Source organism: Bacillus sp. JZ39 (genome assembly GCF_053903145.1).
In genome coordinates, this window is the sequence record NZ_CP096389.1 from 2,536,768 (window position 1) to 2,556,696 (window position 19,929).

General features: G+C 41.1%; 18 protein-coding genes and 1 pseudogene. 7 read left to right on the top strand and 12 right to left on the bottom strand.

Annotated features, from left to right (window positions below; translation table 11 throughout):
• Positions 1-4: 4 nt before the first annotated feature.
• The 4 genes from levF to levR form a co-directional block, all read right to left on the bottom strand.
• Entirely contained in the window at positions 5-814 is an 810-nt protein-coding gene (levF, locus tag M1D65_RS13090; protein ID WP_003229833.1) for a PTS fructose transporter subunit IIC, read from the bottom strand.
• 16 nt (positions 815-830) lie between these two features.
• Positions 831-1,319: a PTS fructose transporter subunit IIB gene (levE, locus tag M1D65_RS13095; RefSeq protein WP_456270870.1), complete on the bottom strand. Its 489-nt coding sequence runs from the start codon at positions 1,317-1,319 to the stop codon at positions 831-833.
• Positions 1,319-1,759 (bottom strand): PTS fructose transporter subunit IIA, encoded by a 441-nt coding sequence (gene levD, locus M1D65_RS13100; protein ID WP_003246144.1) that lies wholly within the window; start codon positions 1,757-1,759, stop codon positions 1,319-1,321. Before levD ends, levE begins: the two co-directional genes overlap by 1 nt.
• Before the next feature lie 189 nt (positions 1,760-1,948).
• A complete protein-coding gene (levR, locus tag M1D65_RS13105; protein WP_124072909.1) occupies positions 1,949-4,756 on the bottom strand; it encodes a transcriptional regulator LevR in 2,808 nt (935 codons plus the stop codon).
• A gap of 556 nt (positions 4,757-5,312) precedes the next feature.
• Between levR and M1D65_RS13110 the strand changes: the two are divergent.
• Positions 5,313-5,452 (top strand): annotated as a pseudogene (locus M1D65_RS13110) (hypothetical protein).
• 38 nt (positions 5,453-5,490) lie between these two features.
• Positions 5,491-6,879: an amino acid permease gene (locus M1D65_RS13115; protein ID WP_446014803.1), complete on the top strand. Its 1,389-nt coding sequence runs from the start codon at positions 5,491-5,493 to the stop codon at positions 6,877-6,879.
• A gap of 93 nt (positions 6,880-6,972) precedes the next feature.
• Here M1D65_RS13115 and M1D65_RS13120 read toward each other — a convergent pair whose 3' ends face one another.
• Positions 6,973-7,605 (bottom strand): LysE family transporter, encoded by a 633-nt coding sequence (locus M1D65_RS13120; protein WP_049141088.1) that lies wholly within the window; start codon positions 7,603-7,605, stop codon positions 6,973-6,975.
• A gap of 154 nt (positions 7,606-7,759) precedes the next feature.
• Here M1D65_RS13120 and M1D65_RS13125 point away from each other — a divergent pair, with 154 nt between their 5' ends.
• From M1D65_RS13125 to M1D65_RS13145, 5 genes are all read left to right on the top strand, one after another.
• A complete protein-coding gene (locus tag M1D65_RS13125) occupies positions 7,760-8,587 on the top strand; it encodes a TrmB family transcriptional regulator (RefSeq protein WP_004398526.1) in 828 nt (275 codons plus the stop codon).
• Positions 8,588-8,780: 193 nt separating this feature from the next.
• On the top strand, positions 8,781-9,281 hold the full coding sequence (sigV, locus tag M1D65_RS13130) for an RNA polymerase sigma factor SigV (RefSeq protein WP_004398891.1): 501 nt from the start codon (positions 8,781-8,783) through the stop codon (positions 9,279-9,281).
• Entirely contained in the window at positions 9,281-10,138 is an 858-nt protein-coding gene (rsiV, locus tag M1D65_RS13135; RefSeq protein ID WP_064670993.1) for an anti-sigma-V factor RsiV, read from the top strand. Before sigV ends, rsiV begins: the two co-directional genes overlap by 1 nt.
• Before the next feature lie 110 nt (positions 10,139-10,248).
• A complete protein-coding gene (gene oatA, locus M1D65_RS13140) occupies positions 10,249-12,153 on the top strand; it encodes a peptidoglycan O-acetyltransferase OatA (RefSeq protein WP_064670992.1) in 1,905 nt (634 codons plus the stop codon).
• 133 nt (positions 12,154-12,286) lie between these two features.
• A complete protein-coding gene (locus M1D65_RS13145) occupies positions 12,287-12,577 on the top strand; it encodes a YrhK family protein (RefSeq protein WP_087614863.1) in 291 nt (96 codons plus the stop codon).
• Between the two features lie 243 nt (positions 12,578-12,820).
• Here the strand turns inward: M1D65_RS13145 and cypB are convergent, their stop codons facing one another.
• From cypB to M1D65_RS13180, 7 genes are all read right to left on the bottom strand, one after another.
• Complete coding sequence (gene cypB, locus M1D65_RS13150) at positions 12,821-15,985, bottom strand: bifunctional cytochrome P450/NADPH--P450 reductase CypB (RefSeq protein ID WP_064670991.1); 3,165 nt, start codon at positions 15,983-15,985, stop codon at positions 12,821-12,823.
• A 15-nt stretch (positions 15,986-16,000) separates the two neighbouring features.
• Positions 16,001-16,585 carry a transcriptional regulator FatR gene (fatR, locus tag M1D65_RS13155; RefSeq protein ID WP_021480200.1) on the bottom strand — a complete coding sequence of 195 codons (585 nt, stop codon included), beginning with the start codon at positions 16,583-16,585 and terminating at the stop codon, positions 16,001-16,003.
• 222 nt (positions 16,586-16,807) lie between these two features.
• Complete coding sequence (locus M1D65_RS13160) at positions 16,808-17,350, bottom strand: class I SAM-dependent methyltransferase (RefSeq protein ID WP_064670990.1); 543 nt, start codon at positions 17,348-17,350, stop codon at positions 16,808-16,810.
• A gap of 187 nt (positions 17,351-17,537) precedes the next feature.
• Complete coding sequence (locus M1D65_RS13165) at positions 17,538-17,696, bottom strand: hypothetical protein (protein ID WP_139020846.1); 159 nt, start codon at positions 17,694-17,696, stop codon at positions 17,538-17,540.
• Between the two features lie 156 nt (positions 17,697-17,852).
• The gene (locus M1D65_RS13170; RefSeq protein WP_004399102.1) at positions 17,853-18,002 is read right to left on the bottom strand and encodes a YrzI family small protein; all 150 of its coding nucleotides are present in this window, start codon (positions 18,000-18,002) and stop codon (positions 17,853-17,855) included.
• A gap of 388 nt (positions 18,003-18,390) precedes the next feature.
• Positions 18,391-19,191 (bottom strand): formate/nitrite transporter family protein, encoded by an 801-nt coding sequence (locus M1D65_RS13175; protein WP_003229815.1) that lies wholly within the window; start codon positions 19,189-19,191, stop codon positions 18,391-18,393.
• Positions 19,192-19,454: 263 nt separating this feature from the next.
• Positions 19,455-19,823 (bottom strand): DUF2294 domain-containing protein, encoded by a 369-nt coding sequence (locus M1D65_RS13180; protein ID WP_004398508.1) that lies wholly within the window; start codon positions 19,821-19,823, stop codon positions 19,455-19,457.
• Between the last annotated feature and the right edge of the window lie 106 nt (positions 19,824-19,929).

Genomic DNA, 19,929 nt, shown 5'->3' on the forward strand with positions numbered 1-19,929 from the left:
TCGTTTAGGCATCAAGATCATCATCATCGTCATCATAAACAGCAACACTGCCACTGTCTGATGCGGCCGCGACTGCTCCGTGAGCGCTTTGTTTTTGCATCACCTGCTGGTATAAAAGCGCCAGACAGAGACCAAGGGCTCCAAATCCCACTAAGTTAAAATCGGTAAACGCCGCTAATAAGAAACCAATATAGAAAAATGGCTTTAAATAAGGAATATTCATCATATTGATCACCATGGCATACCCGACAACCACAATAATGCCTCCGCCTATTTGCAGTCCTTTTGTAATGACATCAGGAATATTTCCCAGGAACGCCTGAACAGCGCTGACACTAATTAAAGCAACAATCAATGTAGGAATCATGACGCGCAAAGCTTGAAACACCATCGCGGTAATATGCATAATTTCAATTCCTTTTATATTTCCCGCTTTCGCATATTGATCAGCGCGGTGGATGAAAAAGACAGTGATCGTCCGAACAAAAATCGTCAGCGCCTGACCCGCAGCTGCTAAAGCAACAGCGACAGCAATCCCTTCGCCAATTCCCTGATCAGCGGTAATAACTAAAATGGTTGAGATGACAGAGGCGATCGCTGTATCAGGCGCCATGGCAAGCCCGACGTTCATCCAGCCGAGCGCCATCAGCTCCAGTGTGCCTCCAAGAATAATTCCCGTTTTTAAGTCCCCGAGCACCAAGCCAACTAACGTACAGGCCACAAGCGGCCGGTGTGTCTGCCCTTCATCCAATACACTTGCGATTCCGGTGATTGCTGCAATGATTAACAACAAAATAATTTGTAATGAAGACATATTCTCATCCCCTTGATTATTTTGTTACGTTCCGTAAAATCTGTACAAAATCCTCACTGGCATCTGAAGGCAGCTGCCTCAATTCCAGTTTCACGCCCTTGTCACTTAATGTTTCAAATGCCTTTATATCTTGTTCTGTGACACTGACTGATTTTGTGATTTGCCTGCGGTGATTTTCAAAACGCATTCCCCCGACGTTTACGGTTTTGATCGGTACACCTGCTTCTATAAGAGATACAATATCGGACGGATTTTCAAACAAGAGCATTGCCGATACCCCTTCGTAGCGCGGACTATGAAATGCTTTTGCCATTTTAGAAACCGAGACGGCACTCGCCTTTACATTTGAAGGCGCAACAGAAAGGATCAGCGTTTTTCTCATTTCGTCCTGAGCAATATCGTCGGAGACAACGATGATTCGGTCGGCTGCATGGACTTTTATCCACCTTGTCAGGATTTGGCCGTGAATAAAGCGGTCATCAATTCTTGCTAACACAATGTTCATCATAATTCATCCTCTCTTGTATCTTGATTGGCTGTTTTTACTTTTTCTAAATGTTCACTGCACACTTGAAAGCTTTGCTGACTCATTGCTTTTAAGTTGTTCAGCAAATCTTTGAGAGCCAGATGTTCTCTCAGGCTTAATACCTCCAGCAGAATCGGCAGGTTTACGCCGGCTGCCATATCCATTCTTTGATCCTCAGCAATAAAGGAAGCAGCCGCGTTATATGGCGTCCCTCCAAAAATATCGACTAAAAAAAGCACTTCATGTTCTTCCGGGATATCCTTGAGCGCCTGATGATATTTTTCTTGCAGTGTTTGTATTCCTTCCCCTTTAAAAAACGGCACTGCAATCAGGTTATTTTCTTCACCGAATATCATCCCTGAAGACTCTTTTAATGCTATGGGAAAATCTCCATGACCGCTGATAATAACTGAAATCATGTCTATTGCTCCTTTCCTGTTTTGTACATCCATATATAATGCAAGGATCGTGCCAACACAGTTGTGTTAAGCGTTTTCATTGTTATTTCAGCCAATCGCAATTTGTTGTTGAAACACTTAAAACGAAAAAAATAAACCTGTATTAAAATGGTGTTCCATTTAATACAGGTTCATATGAAAAAACTGTTTTTAAAACAGCTGGCCATGCACTTCTTCAGCAAATATGGCGGCTATAAATAATTTTTCATCATCACTTATGCGAAGTCCGAGCTTTTCTTCATAAGGGGCTAATGTTCGCTCTGTCACGTACACCAATTCCTTCAGCTGATCATTGATCTCTTCTTCCTCTGAGAAAGCGATCGGATTCTGCTTAATTACCCTTTCAAAGGCGAAAGCCGTGTGCATAATGACTTTGATCAAAACCGCATTATTGAAAATGACCCCCAGCTCATCTTGAACGGTTTGCAGCCACTCCAATAACATTTCGATCACATGGTGGGGATTCAAGAAGACAAGGTATTTTTTCAGGCTATCCTCGCAAAGCTCCCTGACAATCATATTTGCTTCGTTCAATCCATTGCTCAAGGGGATGCTTCCTTTTGTAATCGCCTGTTGAATCAGCTTCTCTCCCTCCCCTTCAATTAACACTTCTAAAGATACATGCGGAGCATTGATTTTAGGGTCTTTCGTTCCGACTGTCGCAAGGATTTCATACTCTTTTTCGATTTCTTTTATGCTGTTGGCCAGCTTAATCGATGATACGGTCAATATGTGAATCGGTGTATCGGAGGCCTTGTTTACGATCGTGGTTAGAATGTCTTCCAGCTTTTTGGCCGTCCCGCTGCCCGTGGTGCAGATGGATACCAATGCCTTCTTTTTGCCGGGTGCCGCTGGCTGACGCTCCCACAACTCGATAAAATCCTTCGTGACCGATTGATAGATCGCATGCAAATTTAAATTCAAATAGTTGACCTTTCTGACAGCATCCAGCACCATTGAAGTCGTAACATTGCTGATCGTTTTAATAGAAATGCCTGTCTTTTCCTCCAGCCTGCTTTCCAGCATTGCAAGCGACCCCATATCTACCAGCATTAAAACACCTTCGCCTTCATCAACCTGTTTCATTTTTTCTGCTACGCATTCAAGAATGTCCGAAGGTGAAACAGTAAGCGGCATGTCAACTGCTGCAATCGGCGTACTCCCCAGCAGTTCTGTCGCGACTTCAACCATTGAACTCGCCGTGCTGTTTCCATGAGCAGCCACGATAATACCGACTCTTTTGTTCTCCTTTAACGATTTGATGGAATGAATTAACATCGTTAAGTAGATGACTTCTATTTCAGGAATAGCCACTTTAAAATATTCCTGAATTTTATCTTTAAAAATCATCGCCACCCGATATTCTTTCACATGAGTATCACGAATTTCATCTGTCTCCTGTGTATTCAAAACATCAATTTGCTTTCCTCGCTTTAAAAATGCGTCAATATGCATACTCAAGAAATAAATAAACTTACGGTCAAATGTGCAATCCAGCTCATGTTCAGCTATTTCTTTTAACTGTTTTGTCATTTGAATCACATCATCTTCAACGAATGTCAGCAGGTTGTCTTTTTGAAAAGCTTGATGATGAAAAAAACTTCTGACATGCAAATGGACATCAGTCAAGATGTACTGGTTAATATCCTTTTTGGATAAACCTTCTTTCATAAGCGTTTTCACTTTTTCCTCAATCAAATGATATAAGTTAAATGAGAGGTCTTCGTCAATTTTTGTTGTTTCATCTTCTACAATCGGAGAGATAATCGTTGTAATATTGACATATTCAGAAATGGCTTTGCTTCTTTGCATGTTTTTGCTGCTGGACATCCATTCTTGCTTGATTTCATCAGGCAGATCGCGAACAGTCAGTTCAATAACTTCATTTCTGTCAAGGTTATGCAAAAATCCGTGTGCGCAAACTAACTGGACATTTGATTTCAGCTGTCCGACATTCCCAAATTTCGCAGAGTGAATAAGCGCATTATAGACATCGATATGCACACTCAGATTCTTCTTAATTCGCTCTGCTTCTTTCCCTAATAAAAACGTCGTCAGATCCACTCTTTCTTTAAGTGATCGTTCTTCAAGCGAAGGAATATGTATGGTCATTGGGATTCTTCGCAAAAACGTTTTCAATAGTGCAGAACTCGGATTTTCTGTAGTCGCACAAATAAACAATACGTTCGATGTTCGTTTATGTTCAGATTCTCCAAGCCTGTTATAAGAACCGCTGTCAATAAAATAAAACAGCATTTCTTGTCCCTCGGGAGGGAGACGGTGGATTTCATCCATAAAAAGAATGCCCCCATTGGCCTGTTCGACTAAACCCGCCTTATCCTCGGCAGCACCTGTAAATGAACCTTTTTTGTGTCCGAATAATTGAGAAAGCAATAATTGAGGGTTGTTGTAGTAGTCTGCACAGTTAAATGTAATAAATGGTGCGCCGGCCTTCAATATGTCAGAGTAAATGGCAAACTGGTAAATTCGGTTCGCAAAAAGGGATTTACCGGAACCAGTCGGCCCTAGGAGGAGCATATGCAGACCGTTCGGCGGATAAAAGACAGCTGCTTTTGCCTGGGAGATCGCTTTCTTCAAACTCCCTTTTGCCCCTATCATAAGCTCTAGGGGATTCGTGGAAATGTGTTGATGATTTTGCTTTGAATTTCCGGAAAACGCCTGAAGGTCTTTCACTTCCATCATCTCTGTATCCCATTTCTTGTTGAATAATTTTTCTGCTATCTCGACTGGGATGTATCTTACAGGAAACGTTTTAATTTTGATGACCTTTTTGGACCGGACGAGATTGTTCAATTCAAAGCTGACATTGGACCGCTCCATTTTCAGCTGCTCGGCAATCTCCTTTGCTGAATTCCCTTGTATTTTTAAAAGATGATCTAAGGTTGAATCATGAAAATTATGCTTGAGCTGATGGTATATTTTATCTATTCTTCTCACGTCTATCATCCTTTGTCCTTATTAGATAAGCCATTAACAAGAATATTTCGAAACTTTATAGTCCGCGTTGAGATTATCTGCTGATACACGTTTAAAAAGGTCTCTATAGCAGATTGACAAAACTGGCTTTTATGCGTATATGTTTACATTTTGAATAAATTTGCATCTCATATTAGTATGATAGATGCTCAGTTCTGGAGGGCCAGTCCCCTTCAAAAGTAATAATCAGTAAACAGTTTATCATTCTCGGGGAATGTAATGATGTCAAAATCATCAATGACAAAAAATGAATCTTATAGATCATGACAAATTACCCAAATATAACCTCTTAAGTTCGCTCACAACTAAAAAGACGGACACAATATGTGACCGCCACAGTATTACAATTTGCAAAACTTCGTCATTTTTGCAATCCACTTTGAAGGTTAAGAAATCTGTAAGCTTAAAAACTTTATCTCCGATTCTCTCGATTTGATCCCCCCTGCAGGTCTCAAACATAGTGGGTATGAATTATACAAATCGTTACCGATTCAAACTAGCCTGTCAGATTGTCCAAATGACTTTCCTGTTTTACTCTGCTATTCAGGTAGAATCACGAGTAAAAATAGAGCCACAAGACATGTAACAGCACTTAAAATAGTTTTAAAATTTAAAAATAAAAGTATCTATTCTTTTAAATGTTATAATATCCGATAAAACTTTACTCATCTTTTTATTACTGGAGGAAAATAAAATTGATAGGCAATTCTAGCAAAGACAATTTTGGCCAGCAACAGAAATTGTCTAGAGGCCTTAAAAACAGGCATATACAATTAATGGCGATTGGAGGTGCAATCGGTACAGGTTTATTTTTAGGTTCAGGTAAATCCATCCATTTTGCAGGACCATCCATTTTATTTGCTTACTTGATCACCGGCGTATTTTGCTTTTTCATTATGCGTTCGCTCGGAGAACTGCTCTTATCAAATGCGGGATACCACTCTTTTGTTGATTTTGTAAGGGACTATTTAGGAAACATGGCAGCATTTATCACTGGGTGGACCTACTGGTTCTGTTGGATTTCCCTCGCGATGGCTGATTTAACGGCGGTCGGCATTTATACGCAATATTGGCTTCCCGATGTGCCTCAATGGCTGCCGGGTCTTCTTGCGCTTATTATCCTGCTGATCATGAACCTTGCCACCGTTAAACTTTTCGGAGAATTAGAATTTTGGTTTGCATTGATCAAAGTCATTGCCATACTGGCTCTGATCGTAACTGGTATTCTCCTGATTGCGAAAGGTTTTTCCGCAGCTTCCGGCCCTGCCAGCCTCAACAACCTTTGGAGCCACGGCGGCATGTTCCCAAATGGATGGCATGGGTTTATCCTATCTTTCCAAATGGTCGTCTTCGCTTTCGTGGGTATTGAACTTGTCGGACTGACAGCAGGTGAAACAGAAAATCCCCAAAAAGTGATCCCTAAAGCCATCAATCAAATCCCTGTCCGGATTTTCCTTTTTTATGTTGGCGCACTTTTCGTGATTATGTGTATCTATCCTTGGAATGTGTTGAATCCAAACGAAAGCCCATTTGTTCAGGTCTTCTCTGCAGTAGGCATCGTTGTGGCTGCCAGTTTGATCAATTTTGTTGTATTAACATCAGCCGCATCAGCTGCAAATAGCGCTTTATTCAGCACAAGCCGAATGGTCTATTCACTTGCAAAGGATCATCACGCACCTGGACTATTAAAGAAATTGACTTCTTCTAACGTGCCAAGCAATGCGCTGTTCTTTTCATCCATCGCCATTCTGATTGGCGTTAGTCTGAATTATTTAATGCCCGAGCAAGTCTTCACACTGATTACAAGTGTTTCTACAATATGCTTCATTTTTATTTGGGGCATCACGGTGATTTGCCATTTGAAATATCGAAAAACAAGGCAGCATGAAGCGAAAGCAAACAAATTTAAAATGCCTTTTTACCCATTATCCAACTATTTAACACTTGCATTTCTCGCGTTCATTCTTGTCATATTGGCACTGGCGAATGATACACGTATTGCTTTGTTTGTCACCCCGGTCTGGTTTGTTTTATTGATTATTTTGTATAAGGTACAAACCCGCAGAGGACATAAGATGAAATAAAAAAAAGACAAGGGATACTCACTCCCTTGTCTTTTTTATGGGTCAAACACAAATTAAACTTTGGTTTCAAATTTCATTCACTTCATTTAAGTGTTAACTCAAACCAGTTTTGATGCCGAAACCTACTAATATTATTCCGGTTATTTTTTGAAACACTTTCTGGAACTTCGAGTTTTTCATCCATTTTTTTGCGTAATTAATAATATAAACAAGAAACAGGAACCACAACACCGCTAATAAGGTTAGGATTGAAGCTAAAATAATGAGCTGCTGGTTTATATTTCCGTTCAAATTGATAAATTGGGGCATGATTGTAACATACACCAAAACAGTTTTAGGATTGAGAATGTTACTGAGTGATCCCTGCATAAAGGAAGTTTTATAATAACGTTTCGGAGAACTTGCCATATTTTTTGCTTGGGATTGCATGTCATCTAACGAAAACATACTTTTAGCAAAAAAACTTTTTACACCTAAATAAATTAAGTATGCCGCTCCCAAATATTTGATCGTTGTGAAAAGAATCACTGACTTTGCGATCACCACTGATAATCCTAAAATGGCAATCACCGTCCAAAAGGAAAGTCCTGTTGCCAATCCGAGAATGTTATAACGGCCGGCTTTCGGGCCATACCTAAGCGTATTTTTCATCACAAGCATCGTATCTGCCCCCGGTATGATAACCATCATGGCAGCGATCGGTATGTATGCGAGTAAGCTGTGCATTGTTCTCTCCCCCTTTAAAAAATCTCCTTAATCATATAGTGACTACAAAAGTAACTACTTATAAAAAGTGTATCAATGTGTTTGGAATAAATCAATATGGTTTGTTAAAATAGCGATTACTAAGGCAGCGATTGCTCTTTATATTGGAGGATATATGAAAGAAAATATGTTAGACATTTTAAAAAACCTCAATTTTACAGAATATGAATCGAAAGCGTATTTGGCATTATTGCAAGAATCACCTTTAACAGGCTATGCCGTTGCCAAAAAATCCGGAGTTCCCCGTTCTAAAATTTATGAAGTCTTGGAAAGCCTTGTCATAAGGGGAGATGTTTTTGTCAGTCATGGAAATACGCCTCAGTATGTTCCTGTCCCCGCAAAAGAACTGATTAAAAACCGCCGGCTCAAAGCGGAAGAGCATTTTGATCAGGCTGAGAAATATTTTGAAAAGTTCGAGCAGACTGCTAATGACCGGGAAAACATCTGGAATATCACCGGCCGCAGTGAAATTCTTGAAAAGGTGAAGGCTTGTATCTTATCTGCCAAAAAAAGAATCCTCTTAGAAATATGGAAAGAGGATTTTAAGGAGATAGAAGCAGAGCTCAAACAGGCGGCAGAACAAGGCGTTATTGTCACCATTATTGCGTACGGAGACATCGTATCTGATTTTGCCAATGTTTATCTTCATGATATGAGCAGTGAAATTACAGAAGAGTATGACGGACGGTGGCTTGTCTATAGCGGAGATGATTCAGAAGTCGTAGCAGGCATTGTCTCACTTGGCAACGACAGCCGTGCTGCATGGACGATGCATGTAGGTTTAGTCATGCCTATTACTGAAGTGATCATTCATGATCTGTACCTCATGGAAATTCTGAAAAAGCATAGAGAGCTTTTAGAAGAGAGCTTCGGGAAAAATCTCATCCAGTTGCGCCGTAAATTTTCTATCCATTCAGATTTCAAAAAACATTATTTGGAATAATATTCGCATCGCTTAACCAAAACAAGGCTTGTACAAAACAAGCCTTGTTTTTTTATGCATAAACCCCCCATGCTGATTTACTTCTCTCTTTTAAAAAAATGTGATTCTGCGCAAACTATTTTTCAGCCTGCCGCGTCTATCCTAGGTAACAGCCTACGATATACGTATATTCAAAAAGGAGCCCTTTATTGCAATGAAGAAAAAACAAACAACAAAAGCGTTGCTTGTCACATGCATAACTGACCATAAGCAAGATTTCTACAGGTTGGCTTTCAGTTATGTGAAAAATCAAGATGACGCATTAGATATTGTTCAGGAATCGATAAAAAAAGCGCTGAGCTCAGTTGAAACGGTCAGGAACCCTGAGACGATAAAAAGCTGGTTTTATAAAATTTTAGTGCGGACAGCCATTGATTTTTTGCGCAAACAAAAAAAGATAAGAGTGATGGACGACGAAACGATAGAATTTTTAAGCAAAGGAAAGGAAGACCATTACAAGGATACTGATCTCCATGAAGCGCTTGACGAATTGCCATACCGCTATAAAACCATTATTATTTTACGCTTTTTTGAAGACCTCAAATTAGAAGAAATTGCGGAAATTACAGGAGAAAACACGAATACCGTCAAAACGCGCCTATACAGAGCATTGAAGCTGATGCGCATTCAGCTGACGAAGGAGGATCTTTCTTAATGGATAAGAGATTACAGCAATTAAGAGAAGAATATAAAAATGTTCCGATTCCTAAAGAATTGGATATCATTGTTGAAAAAGCCCTTCAGCAAGAACCAAAAAAGAAAAGAATCGTCATGTGGCCGACATCAGCAGCAATCGCTGCAGCTATTTTTTTCACTGCGCTTGTTAATATCAACCCTGACGCTGCTCAGGCTATGTCAAAGATCCCTGTCATCGGCAAAATCGTCAAAGCGATCACCTTTATTGAAATCAAAGAGGAAAAAGACCAATCAAGCATTGATGTCAAAACACCTGCTTTGTCCGGGCTTTCTAATAAAGAGCTGGAAAACAGCATTAACCAAAAATACTTGAAAGAAAGCCAGCAGCTGTATAAAGAGTTTATACAGTCCACATCCAAAAACAAAAAAGGGCATCTCAGCATCTACAGTGATTACGAGACGGTCACAGACACGCCAGATTTACTCTCTATCCGGCGCAATATTGAAACAACACAAGCATCTTCCTACACACAAAGCCGTTATATTACAATTGACAAAAAGAATGATATTTTACTTACATTAAAAAGCTTATTCAAAGATGAGCGGTATATTAAAGTCATCAGTCAAAATATTAGAGAGCAAATGAAACAGCAAATGAAGGAAGATCCAAATAAAATATATTGGCTCACTGACGAAGATGCAGAACCGTTCAAAACGATTCTTCCTGATCAAACGTTTTACATTACTGAAGACCATAAACTTGTGATCTCATTTGACGAATATGAAGTCGCCCCCGGCTATATGGGCGTTACCGAGTTTACAATTCCAACCAGCGTCATTTCAAACTTGCTCGTGGGAGAACGTTATATTCGATAAAATAAAAACATCCATCTAAGATTATGGATGTTTTCTCTCTTCTCTATTCGAGGTCGTAACCTCGCTATCAAAAACAACGAGAATATTTGCATACTATTGGAGGAATACCCATGTATCACAAGACACAGCATCATCGATACATCCCTGGACTTGATGGCCTTCGCGCTTTTGCCGTCCTGTCAGTTATCGCTTATCACCTAAATTTCAATTGGGCTAACGGTGGTTTTATCGGAGTTGATATCTTTTTTGTTTTATCCGGATATTTGATTACATCCATTCTATTACCGGCATATGGAAATGATATCAATCTTGATTTTCGGGACTTTTGGGTGCGCCGCATTCGGCGGCTTCTGCCGGCAGCGTACCTTATGATCTTTTCCACTGTTGTGTGGGTCGTATTGTTTGATCGAGAACTATTGCACACTGTACGTGGAGATGCGATCTCTTCTCTCTTTTATATGAGCAATTGGTGGTTTATTTTTCACAAGCTATCATATTTTGATAGTTTCGGTTCCCCATCACCTCTAAAAAACCTTTGGTCGCTGGCGATTGAAGAACAATTTTATATCATATGGCCGATGTTCTTAGTTGTTGGAATGTACATAATGAAAAGCCGCGCCAGATTGGCTGCGGTGATATCATTGCTTGCGCTTTGTTCAGCCGTGATGATGAGCGTACTGTATGAACCTGGCGGAGATCCGAGCCGCGTTTACTATGGCACAGACACTCGTTCGTTTGAACTTCTCATCGGATGTGCCTTGGCTTTGGTATGGCCGATGAAAAGGCTGTCTTCCAACAGGCTGCCAAGCAAACTGAAGCACACTTTGCACGCCACTGAATTTTTGGCATTTTGTATTTTAGTGTTGTGTGTCTATTTCACAGATGAATACGAGCCTTTTCTTTACAGAGGCGGAATGCTATTCATTAGCGTGACTGCCGCAATCCTTATTGCATGTGTTTGCCATCCGAGCAGCTTTTTAGGCAATCTGCTTTCATGGAGGCCGCTTCGGTGGCTTGGAACGAGGTCTTACGGAATTTATCTTTGGCACTACCCTGTTATTGTGTTAAGCACGCCAGTTCAAGAAATCGGAAACCCTGTTTTTTGGCATATCGTGCTAAAGGTCATTGTGACATGTATACTTGCCGAGCTTTCCTATCATTTTATTGAGAAGCCGATACGGACACAGGGATTTAGGTCATTTTTCCGCCGTGTATTTATACATAGAATCAAGGAATGGAAAACGACATCTGTCATCAGCAAACTGTCAATTGGTTTCGTCATTTTCGCTATACTTATTTTTGCAGGCGGGCTGTCTGGGTTAGCCGGAGAGCAAAAGCACCCTACCAAATGGACCTATAGCTCACAAGAAACAAATGCTGACACCAGCCAGGCTTCTGGGGATAAAAAGAACGCTGCAGCAGATAAAAAACACAATCCTGAACAAAAAACAACAGATTCCATTCAGGGTCAAAAGGAAAACAAAGATAGTGGGCAAGAGACTCATAAAAAGAAAGACACGCAATCTCAACAGACGAAAGAACCCGCAGATACTGCGAAAGAAGTTTTAGCTATAGGAGATTCCGTCATGCTTGATATTTCTTCACACCTGCGTCAGTCATTTTCAAATGTGACGATTGATGGAAAGGTAGGAAGACAAATGTCTCAAGCTTTGGAACTCGCAAGGGAGTACAAGTCTTTTAATCAGCCGAACAAGGCTGTTATCATTGAGCTTGGAACCAATGGCTACTTTACAAACAGCCAAATCGAACAACTGCTTCAATCTTTCTCAAAAGCCCATATCTATCTTGTCAATACACGGGTTCCCCGCCAATGGGAAAGCAAGGTTAATGAATCTTTACAGCACCAGGCAAACGCACATCAAAATGTTACGTTAGTTGACTGGCATACAGAAGCCCTTCAGCATCCGGAATATTTTACCCCTGATGGTGTTCACTTGGTTCCTAAAGGTGCAAAAGCTTTGACCGCTCTTATTGTTCAGGCGATGAAATCATAAAAAAGAGATCCTATGCGGATCACTTTTTCACTTTAGTTTCTGATCGTTGATTATGTCTCCTTTCAGCAAGGCTGCCCTTATGTTTACATTCCGTTTACGTAAGGGTAAGCCAAAATAGAATGGAGGGATGATGGTGACAGTAAATGAAGAACATGACTTCCAAAAAGAGCTGAAACGATATGAACTTTTTTTCAAAAAACGATATAAGATTCTTTATACAGTAAACGATTTTATCATTGGTGCTTTGTTTCTCGTCGGGAGCTTTTTCTTTTTTTATGACCGATTAATGTCGGCAGGGATATGGCTGTTTGCGATCGGAAGTTTGCTGCTGTTAATCAGGCCGACCATTCGGCTGATTCATGACTTTCATTACCGTAAGCATGTGGAACAGCAATTCAAGCATCAATCTTCAACAGATGACTGATCTTAAGGAATAAGCAAGAACAAAATGCCAAAAGCCTGAGTTGAAAATCAAAAACAAGACTTTTAGACTATTTATTTTTAAAAATAAGGTAAAAAGAACTAAACTTTTGCCTCTGCATGCCGATATGAATAATAAGGCCGGCGCGATACTCCCTATAACATCCTTTTCAGTAGATTTCATTATCGTGCCGGTTTTCTCATATGCAAAGCAATCCCGCCAATCAGATTGGCGGGATTTTATATTTTACATTCCTGTCCAAACGTCTTTTACATAACGTTTTTGGTCTTGCAGCTTTTGCAGCCATTCAGCTGATTCTTCCTGGCTTGCTCCTTTTTCAGCTTCATACGCCAATCGCAAAGTTTTCTCTACATCAGGAGCCATTTGCGATCCATCACCGCATAAGTAAATATAAGCCCCTTTTTCAATGAGTGTCATCAATTTCTGCGTATCTTGCTTGAGCAAGTGCTGGACATATTCTTTTGGTTCGTTTTCGACGCGCGAGTAGCATCGGCGGATTGTGACCAAACCGTCCTGTTCCGCTTGATCCAGCTCTTCTCTGTAAAGGTCGTCATGGTCCGGGCGGCGGCAGCCGAAGTATAAAAGTGCTTCACCAAGGGTGCTTCCTTCCTTCTTCAAAACCGATCTAGCCTGAATAAAGCCCCTGAATGGCGCAATTCCTGTGCCCGGCCCGACCATAATCATAGGCGTTTCAGGCTCATCCGGCATCTGGAATCCGGACTGCGGCGTACGAATGAAGCAAGCTGCTGCATCACCTGTATTCAACTCTGCTAAATAATTAGAGGCGACACCCCGGTATTCACCTCGGCCGCTCCATGCTGAGGCTTTCACAACTCCTACCGTCATGCTCACGATATTTGCATGAACTTTCGGTGAGCTTGAAATGGAATAGTATCTCGGTTTTAGTGATGGCAAAAGTGCTAAAAACCGTTCAAACGGCATTTCGCAAGCAGGATAATCCTCTAAAAAATCAAGCATGGTAAGACGTTTTGCAAGTACCTGCTCTTTGTAAATGCCATCATCTGAAACGAGCTGTTCCAGCTCTTTTTGATGCGGCGGACAAACTGTATAAGAGGCCAGCTCCCGAAGCTGAAGCCTTGATGCCGGTTCCTGCAGCTCTACATAGGACGACAATAAATCCACTACTTTGATCGGCCGATCCATCGGCAGATGAGCCATATGAGCGCTTCCGCTTACTTTTATCACATGATTGGACTGCAAACCGAATCGGCTGAGAACCCGCTGAACAAGCTCCCTGCTGTTCTTCGGCATGATTCCGATATGATCGCCTTCTTTATATGTTTTACCAGCCGGAATTTCCAATTCAATATGACGGGTTGAACGCGTGCTGTCAGCTGTCTGGAGTTCTCGATTCTCTAACACAACCCCTTCAAACGCGCCATATGCTTTAGCAACCGGCGTTTCCGTCGCTTCACTGAGAAAAGTAATCGATAATGAAGGCCTGTCTTCTTTCTGGGCTATTTCGTTAATATCAAATGCGTCCATCGTTTCCTTCCAGAAGCGGTTTTCCCAAGACTCGCGATGGCTTTCAAAATCATCGGCGGCGTCACCTTCCCCAATCTCTGTTAAACGCGATGCCCCCTTTGCTTTCATCATGTCATCAATCAGGCGGGGAATCCGCTGATACGTGCTGGCCCAGCTCCGGTTCCCGCAGCCGAATACCGCATAGGAAACACCTTTCAATTGGCCTTCCTCAAGCTCTTTCAGCCACTCTACAAAGCCGTCAGCATTATCAGGCGGCGACCCATTATAAGAAGCCGTTACAATGACGACTGCCCCTTCTTCAGGGAGCTTGCCGATATAATCATCAAGCGGAGCCGTTTCAGCTGTAAAGCCCATCTGGCGGCCTTGAGCAGCCAGTTCACCGGCTATTCCCTCAGCTGTCCCAAGGTTTGAACCGTAAAGAACGAGTAAAGGTGTGCCATGTTTAGGTTTGGTTTCTTTTGGCTTTGTTTCTGCTTTGATGTCTGCCTGTTCTTTTCTCTGTACATTGATTGCCGCTGTTTTCCGCGGTTTCACAGTAATTTTAAAATCATCCGGCTTGATCGTTAATGCTTCTTTGATTTTTAGTTCGTAGCCAGTATGGTTTATCAATTCAAAATGCTTTAATACAAGACCGAGAACCATTGTCGCTTCTTGAAGAGCAAACTGCATGCCAATACAAGCGCGCTGTCCGTTTCCAAACGGCTTATACGCATGGTGAGGGATACTTGAAGGATCCTCAAACCGTTCCGGACGGAAATCTTCCGCATCCGGCCCCCAAGCGTTTTGGTCCCGGTGCAGTTTTGGAATTAAAACAGTGACTGGCTGCCCTTTGCTGATCGGATATTCCCCGCCTAGAACAGTATCCTCCTTCGCATATAGAGAAAAAGCCGGAGCTGTTGGATACAGTCTGAGGGTTTCATTTAAAACCATCCGAGTGTATTTGAGCTGCTGGATTTGTTTATATTCAGGCGTGTCATCCGTTAACACGCGATCCGCTTCCTCCTGAGCTTTTTTCAGTTTTTCTGGATGTGTAAGCAGACAATAAATCGCAAAGGAAAGCAAACCGCTTGTTGTCTCATGTCCAGCAATTAAAAATGTGATGATTTGATACCTTATGTTTTCATCATCCAGCGTTTCACCGGTTACTGGATCTTTGGCATAAAGCATGAGAGACAAGAGATCCTTGATGTTATCATCCGGATTCGCCTTTCGCTCCGCTATCATTCTATCGACCAGGGAGTTCATGACTTCTATATCCTTTTGAAACTGCAGCTTCGTTTTCACCATCATCTTATCTTGCAGGCCCAGTCTTTTTGATTGATTCATCGCCTCTTTTAAGGCACGGAGCATACTGGTGATAAACGGATGCTGTGAATCACGGTAAAAGCTGTTGAATCGATAGTTAAACCCGCACAACCCAATCGTATCAAGCGTTAGACGTGTCATATCGTCTGCTACATCAATTTCTTCATTAGGGTTTAACCGGCTCCATTTTTGAATCAGCTGGGTTGCGATATCCAGCATCATAGAATGGTAGCCTTTCATCGCTTTTTGACTAAAACTCGGCAGCAAAATGCGGTGGGCTTTTTGCCAGTTCGGTTCGTGCGTCCAGCTTGTAAATAAGCCATCTCCCCCGAATTCGCGCACCTTTTGCAAGCCTTTGCCAAGGTTCTTGTCAAAGCGGCTTTCATCACACACTTCAGCCACAAGATTGTGGCCCGATACAAAAACACTGGATACTCCCGGAAAATCAAAACGGAAAATCGGCCCCAATTCATCAGCTATCCGCCATAAGGATTGAGAAAGCTGTTCTTTTTCAAGATGCGGAAGATTTTTTAAAGGTCCGTATGTTTTGGGCTGAGGTATTGCGCTTGCCTGTTTCATTAACATCTCCCTTTCCTATTTTTGTGATGAATGAAGCTTAATGGCGTCCCAGCAGCATTGTTCCAATTCAGTAATTAAATCAGTGTCCATCTCTATATCACCTGTTTGAACGAGCTGATATATCTTGAGAAACGCCCCTAATACAATCGCAATTAACACATTAGAGGGCAGGCTGCGAATCACGCCTTCCGCTTTTCCCTTATTAAAATAGTCATCAAGCATTTGAGTCAGATTTTCTATCATTTTTTTGCTTGTATGATTTAAGTAATGAGCATCTTTTTTGGTTTCAAGAAAAAAAAGCGCATAGTCGCTCTCTTTCGTAAACTGAACGAGACAGCAAAATACGTGGTGAAAGCCTTCTCTGACAGGCAATTCTGAAACGTCTTGCTTCAGTTTTTCCGTAAATCGCTGGATGCTTTCTTGAAACAGCACGTTTACGAGTGTTTCTTTGCTGTCAAAATAACGATAGATCGTTCCTGTCCCTACATGAGCACGTTCAGCTATCATAGGAATAGTGGTAGCGTCAAAACCCCTTTCCGTAAAAAGTGAGACCGACGCTTTCATAATCATGTCGTATTTACTGCTGGATGCGGATAGCATGTAATCTGACAACCTCCGATTCGTTTGCGGAATGAATATTCATTCCTTTTGTTCACAAAGAATGTCTGCCCTGTCTGAAATCACCTCTTTGTTCTTTCTTCTGTTATAAGTTTAAATGAAAAAAACTTTTTTTAATATAAAGTATATGCAAAAAATAAAAAATTAAGAAAATATACCCAAATCCAAATGTAAGGATCTTGGATATATTTCCCGAGAAATTTTTTATTTAACAGCCACAATACATAGACAGGAATCACGCCTGATAACAGAAAGATCCCTGAAATGCTGATCTTTCAGCAGTTGAATATACGTTTTCTCTTTTTCACCGGTATTTGTGTCAATACTGATATAAAACCGGCCGTCAATTTGAAGCACCCTGTAAATTTCTCTTAATGCAAGCCTAATATCGGTGCAGCTCTGAACTGTATGTAAAGAAAAGACTTTATTAAAGGTACGGTCATCAAAGGGAATGTCTTCTGGATAGCCATGAAAAACCTCCCCGTTCCCCATATTCTTTCGATTCGCACGTGATATCTGTCTTACCTTTCGCTTTGAAGGATCAATGCTTTTTAGGCTTCCCTTTTCTAGTTTCTTGGTTATGCTTTTAAAGACAGTGCCATTTCCGATTCCAATTTCTAAAATTCTGTCATTTTCTTGTATATCTATAGAGTCAATCATCATATGCTCAATTGTTTTGGTTAGCTTATATTTCCGAGAAAATAATTTCCAAAAATCCGATCGTTTATAGAGTCTATTTTCTAGCATTTTAAACACCTGCTTTTGGTTTCCTATGTTTATTTATTATATTCAAAAAATAAACATCATCTTCATTCTAAAAGTGAAGGAAGGTACCAACTAGACGGCAATGTATTGAAAAATGTTTCAATAGAACTAAACTTTTTCATTTTTTTCCGCAAAAAAAGCAGAAAACATAATGTTTTCTGCCCTCTTTCTAATGCCAAAGATAAGGGAATACATACAGCCTTTGCTGCTGCATTGCCATCAGCCTCTGCTGTCGGAATGGATTTCCATAACCATGTTTGAAGGAATGCGGCATGGACGCATAACCATGGCCAATCGACGGCAGTCTTTTTTGATAATCGTTCATCATGCCATCACCTGCCTCACAATAACGTTGATTTACTATATGCAGGCGCGCATTTTCTTGACAGCTATTTCGCTAAACTTGGTCCTTCTCCATTGTATAATGCATCAATAGTTCCATTCTAAGCATATGCCATTCCCCCTTCAGTTTTTTTCATTGCTTTTAGCGCCAGTTTGTTAAATAAAGATGCTTTAACTGAGACTCTTTCATTTCATCATAAATCTGCTCAATCTGCTGTTCTCGTTCGAATTCTTCCAGGCTTTTAAACCGTTTTTTAATCGTTAACGTTAAAAAGAATAGGTTAATCGTCATATCGCTCACCCCCTTTCAAAGTCCGCACAAGCGAAATAACCCGCGGCACACTCTTCTGCTGCGGGCAAATAAAAACCGCAGACAAAAGAAGACACCAATGCCTCTACTGCCTGCGGGGAGTTGCGTATGTCCGACTATTCCGAATTTAATGCGTGCGATAAGCATCGGTTAAGGAAGGACACGAACTCTTCCACAGGCTGAATAAACCATGAACTTTTACATGTGTATCACGTACAGGTTGACGTCGTTGTCTCATTGTCATTTTGGTTCAGCCTCCTTTGCTTTTTTTCTTACTTTGTAAGTATATCCACCAAATTCCATTTTGTAAACATCTTTTTCTAAAAATGGACGGAAATTGTGCAAATCATCGAATGAATTTGCCCGTTGGTCATGACACCTGCTTCATTTCTTTTCTGGAGCGGTCTTTCTTATGATATGCAATAAAATAAATGAGACCGACAAATACAGCTCCGCCGATGACATTACCGATAAAAGCCGGAATGATGTTTCCGATGAACTGCCCCCACGTGAATGAGCCTGCAAAAATGGCAGCAGGAATCACAAACATGTTGGCGACAACGTGCTGAAATCCGATAGCCACAAAAGCCATGATTGGGAACCAGATGCCAAGGATTTTTCCTGCTGCGTCTTGGGCGCCGAAAGAAAGCCACACTGCAAGACATACAAGCCAGTTACAGCCGATGGCGGAAATGAGAACCTTGCCAAAGCTCATATCAAGCTTTCCTTGGGCAACGGCAATCGTTTTTTCTAAATAAGGACCTGTTTCAGTCAATCCAACCAAATGCCCGAAAAAGTACGCAACAAACAATGCGCCGATTAAGTTCATAATTGTGACGATTCCCCAGTTAATCGCTAACTCTTTTACTGATATTTTTCTCGAAAATAACGCCATCGCAACTGACATCATATTGCCTGTGATCAGTTCAGCGCCAGCGAGAACGACAAGGATCAGGCCGACTGGAAATACTGCTGCACCAATCAAACTGGACAGGCTCCCCCATTCTTTCGGAAGATCGCCGATTACCCTGATATCAAGCAAATACCCAAGCGCGATAAATGCACCGCCTAAAAACCCCAGCACAAGCAGTGACGGCAGCGGGAGCTTTATTTTTTTCATCCCTGCTTCAATTGCTGCTTCCGCTATTTCATCCGGTTTTCGAAAAGCCATAATAAAACGCCTCCATTACTTCTTCTTTTCTCACAGTTATGCAAGAAAGGCAATAAAAAAGGCAGCACTCAAATAACCTGTGTCAAACCAGGCGTTTTGAATGCTGCCTAACTTGTATGCATACCCATACAACAATATCAAGCAGTATGTGAGATATTGAAAGAGAATATATACAGTTCGTGCATACATTCCATTGCTTTAGCCTTCTATAACTGTAGCAACATCATATCAAATGTGACAAATTTGTGTCAATGACAAATATACTAGCTTTGCAGAGCTTCTTTTTGCTCATCTATTTTTCGGTCAAAAACAAATACAGATACAGCGATGTTTTCCTCAATTTTAATATCAGAAAACAAATGGACTAGCTTAGCTCCCATGAGTTCCTCCATTCCTTCCGGTGTTTGTTTGGAATAAAGGTCTTGAATTAAGCTTGTCCGGGCCGCATGTACCATCTCTCTTCCTTCAGGCGTGCGGGCGATAAACTGCTCGCTTGCACTCAGATTTCCGTATAGTGTTGAAACTGCCATGTTTTCTACAAATACAGTATGAATTCTCTCAGGCCCTTTTCCGAACAATTCTTTGCGAAGTTTTCGAATGATATCATTGAATTCGTGAATTTTTTTAGACATGCTGATTACCCCTTCCGATATTGCCTTATAAAGGCTTTTCCCGGTTCCCCTCAGGACATTTCACTTGGTTAAAATTTTCCTGCCATATTGTATTATAATAAATATC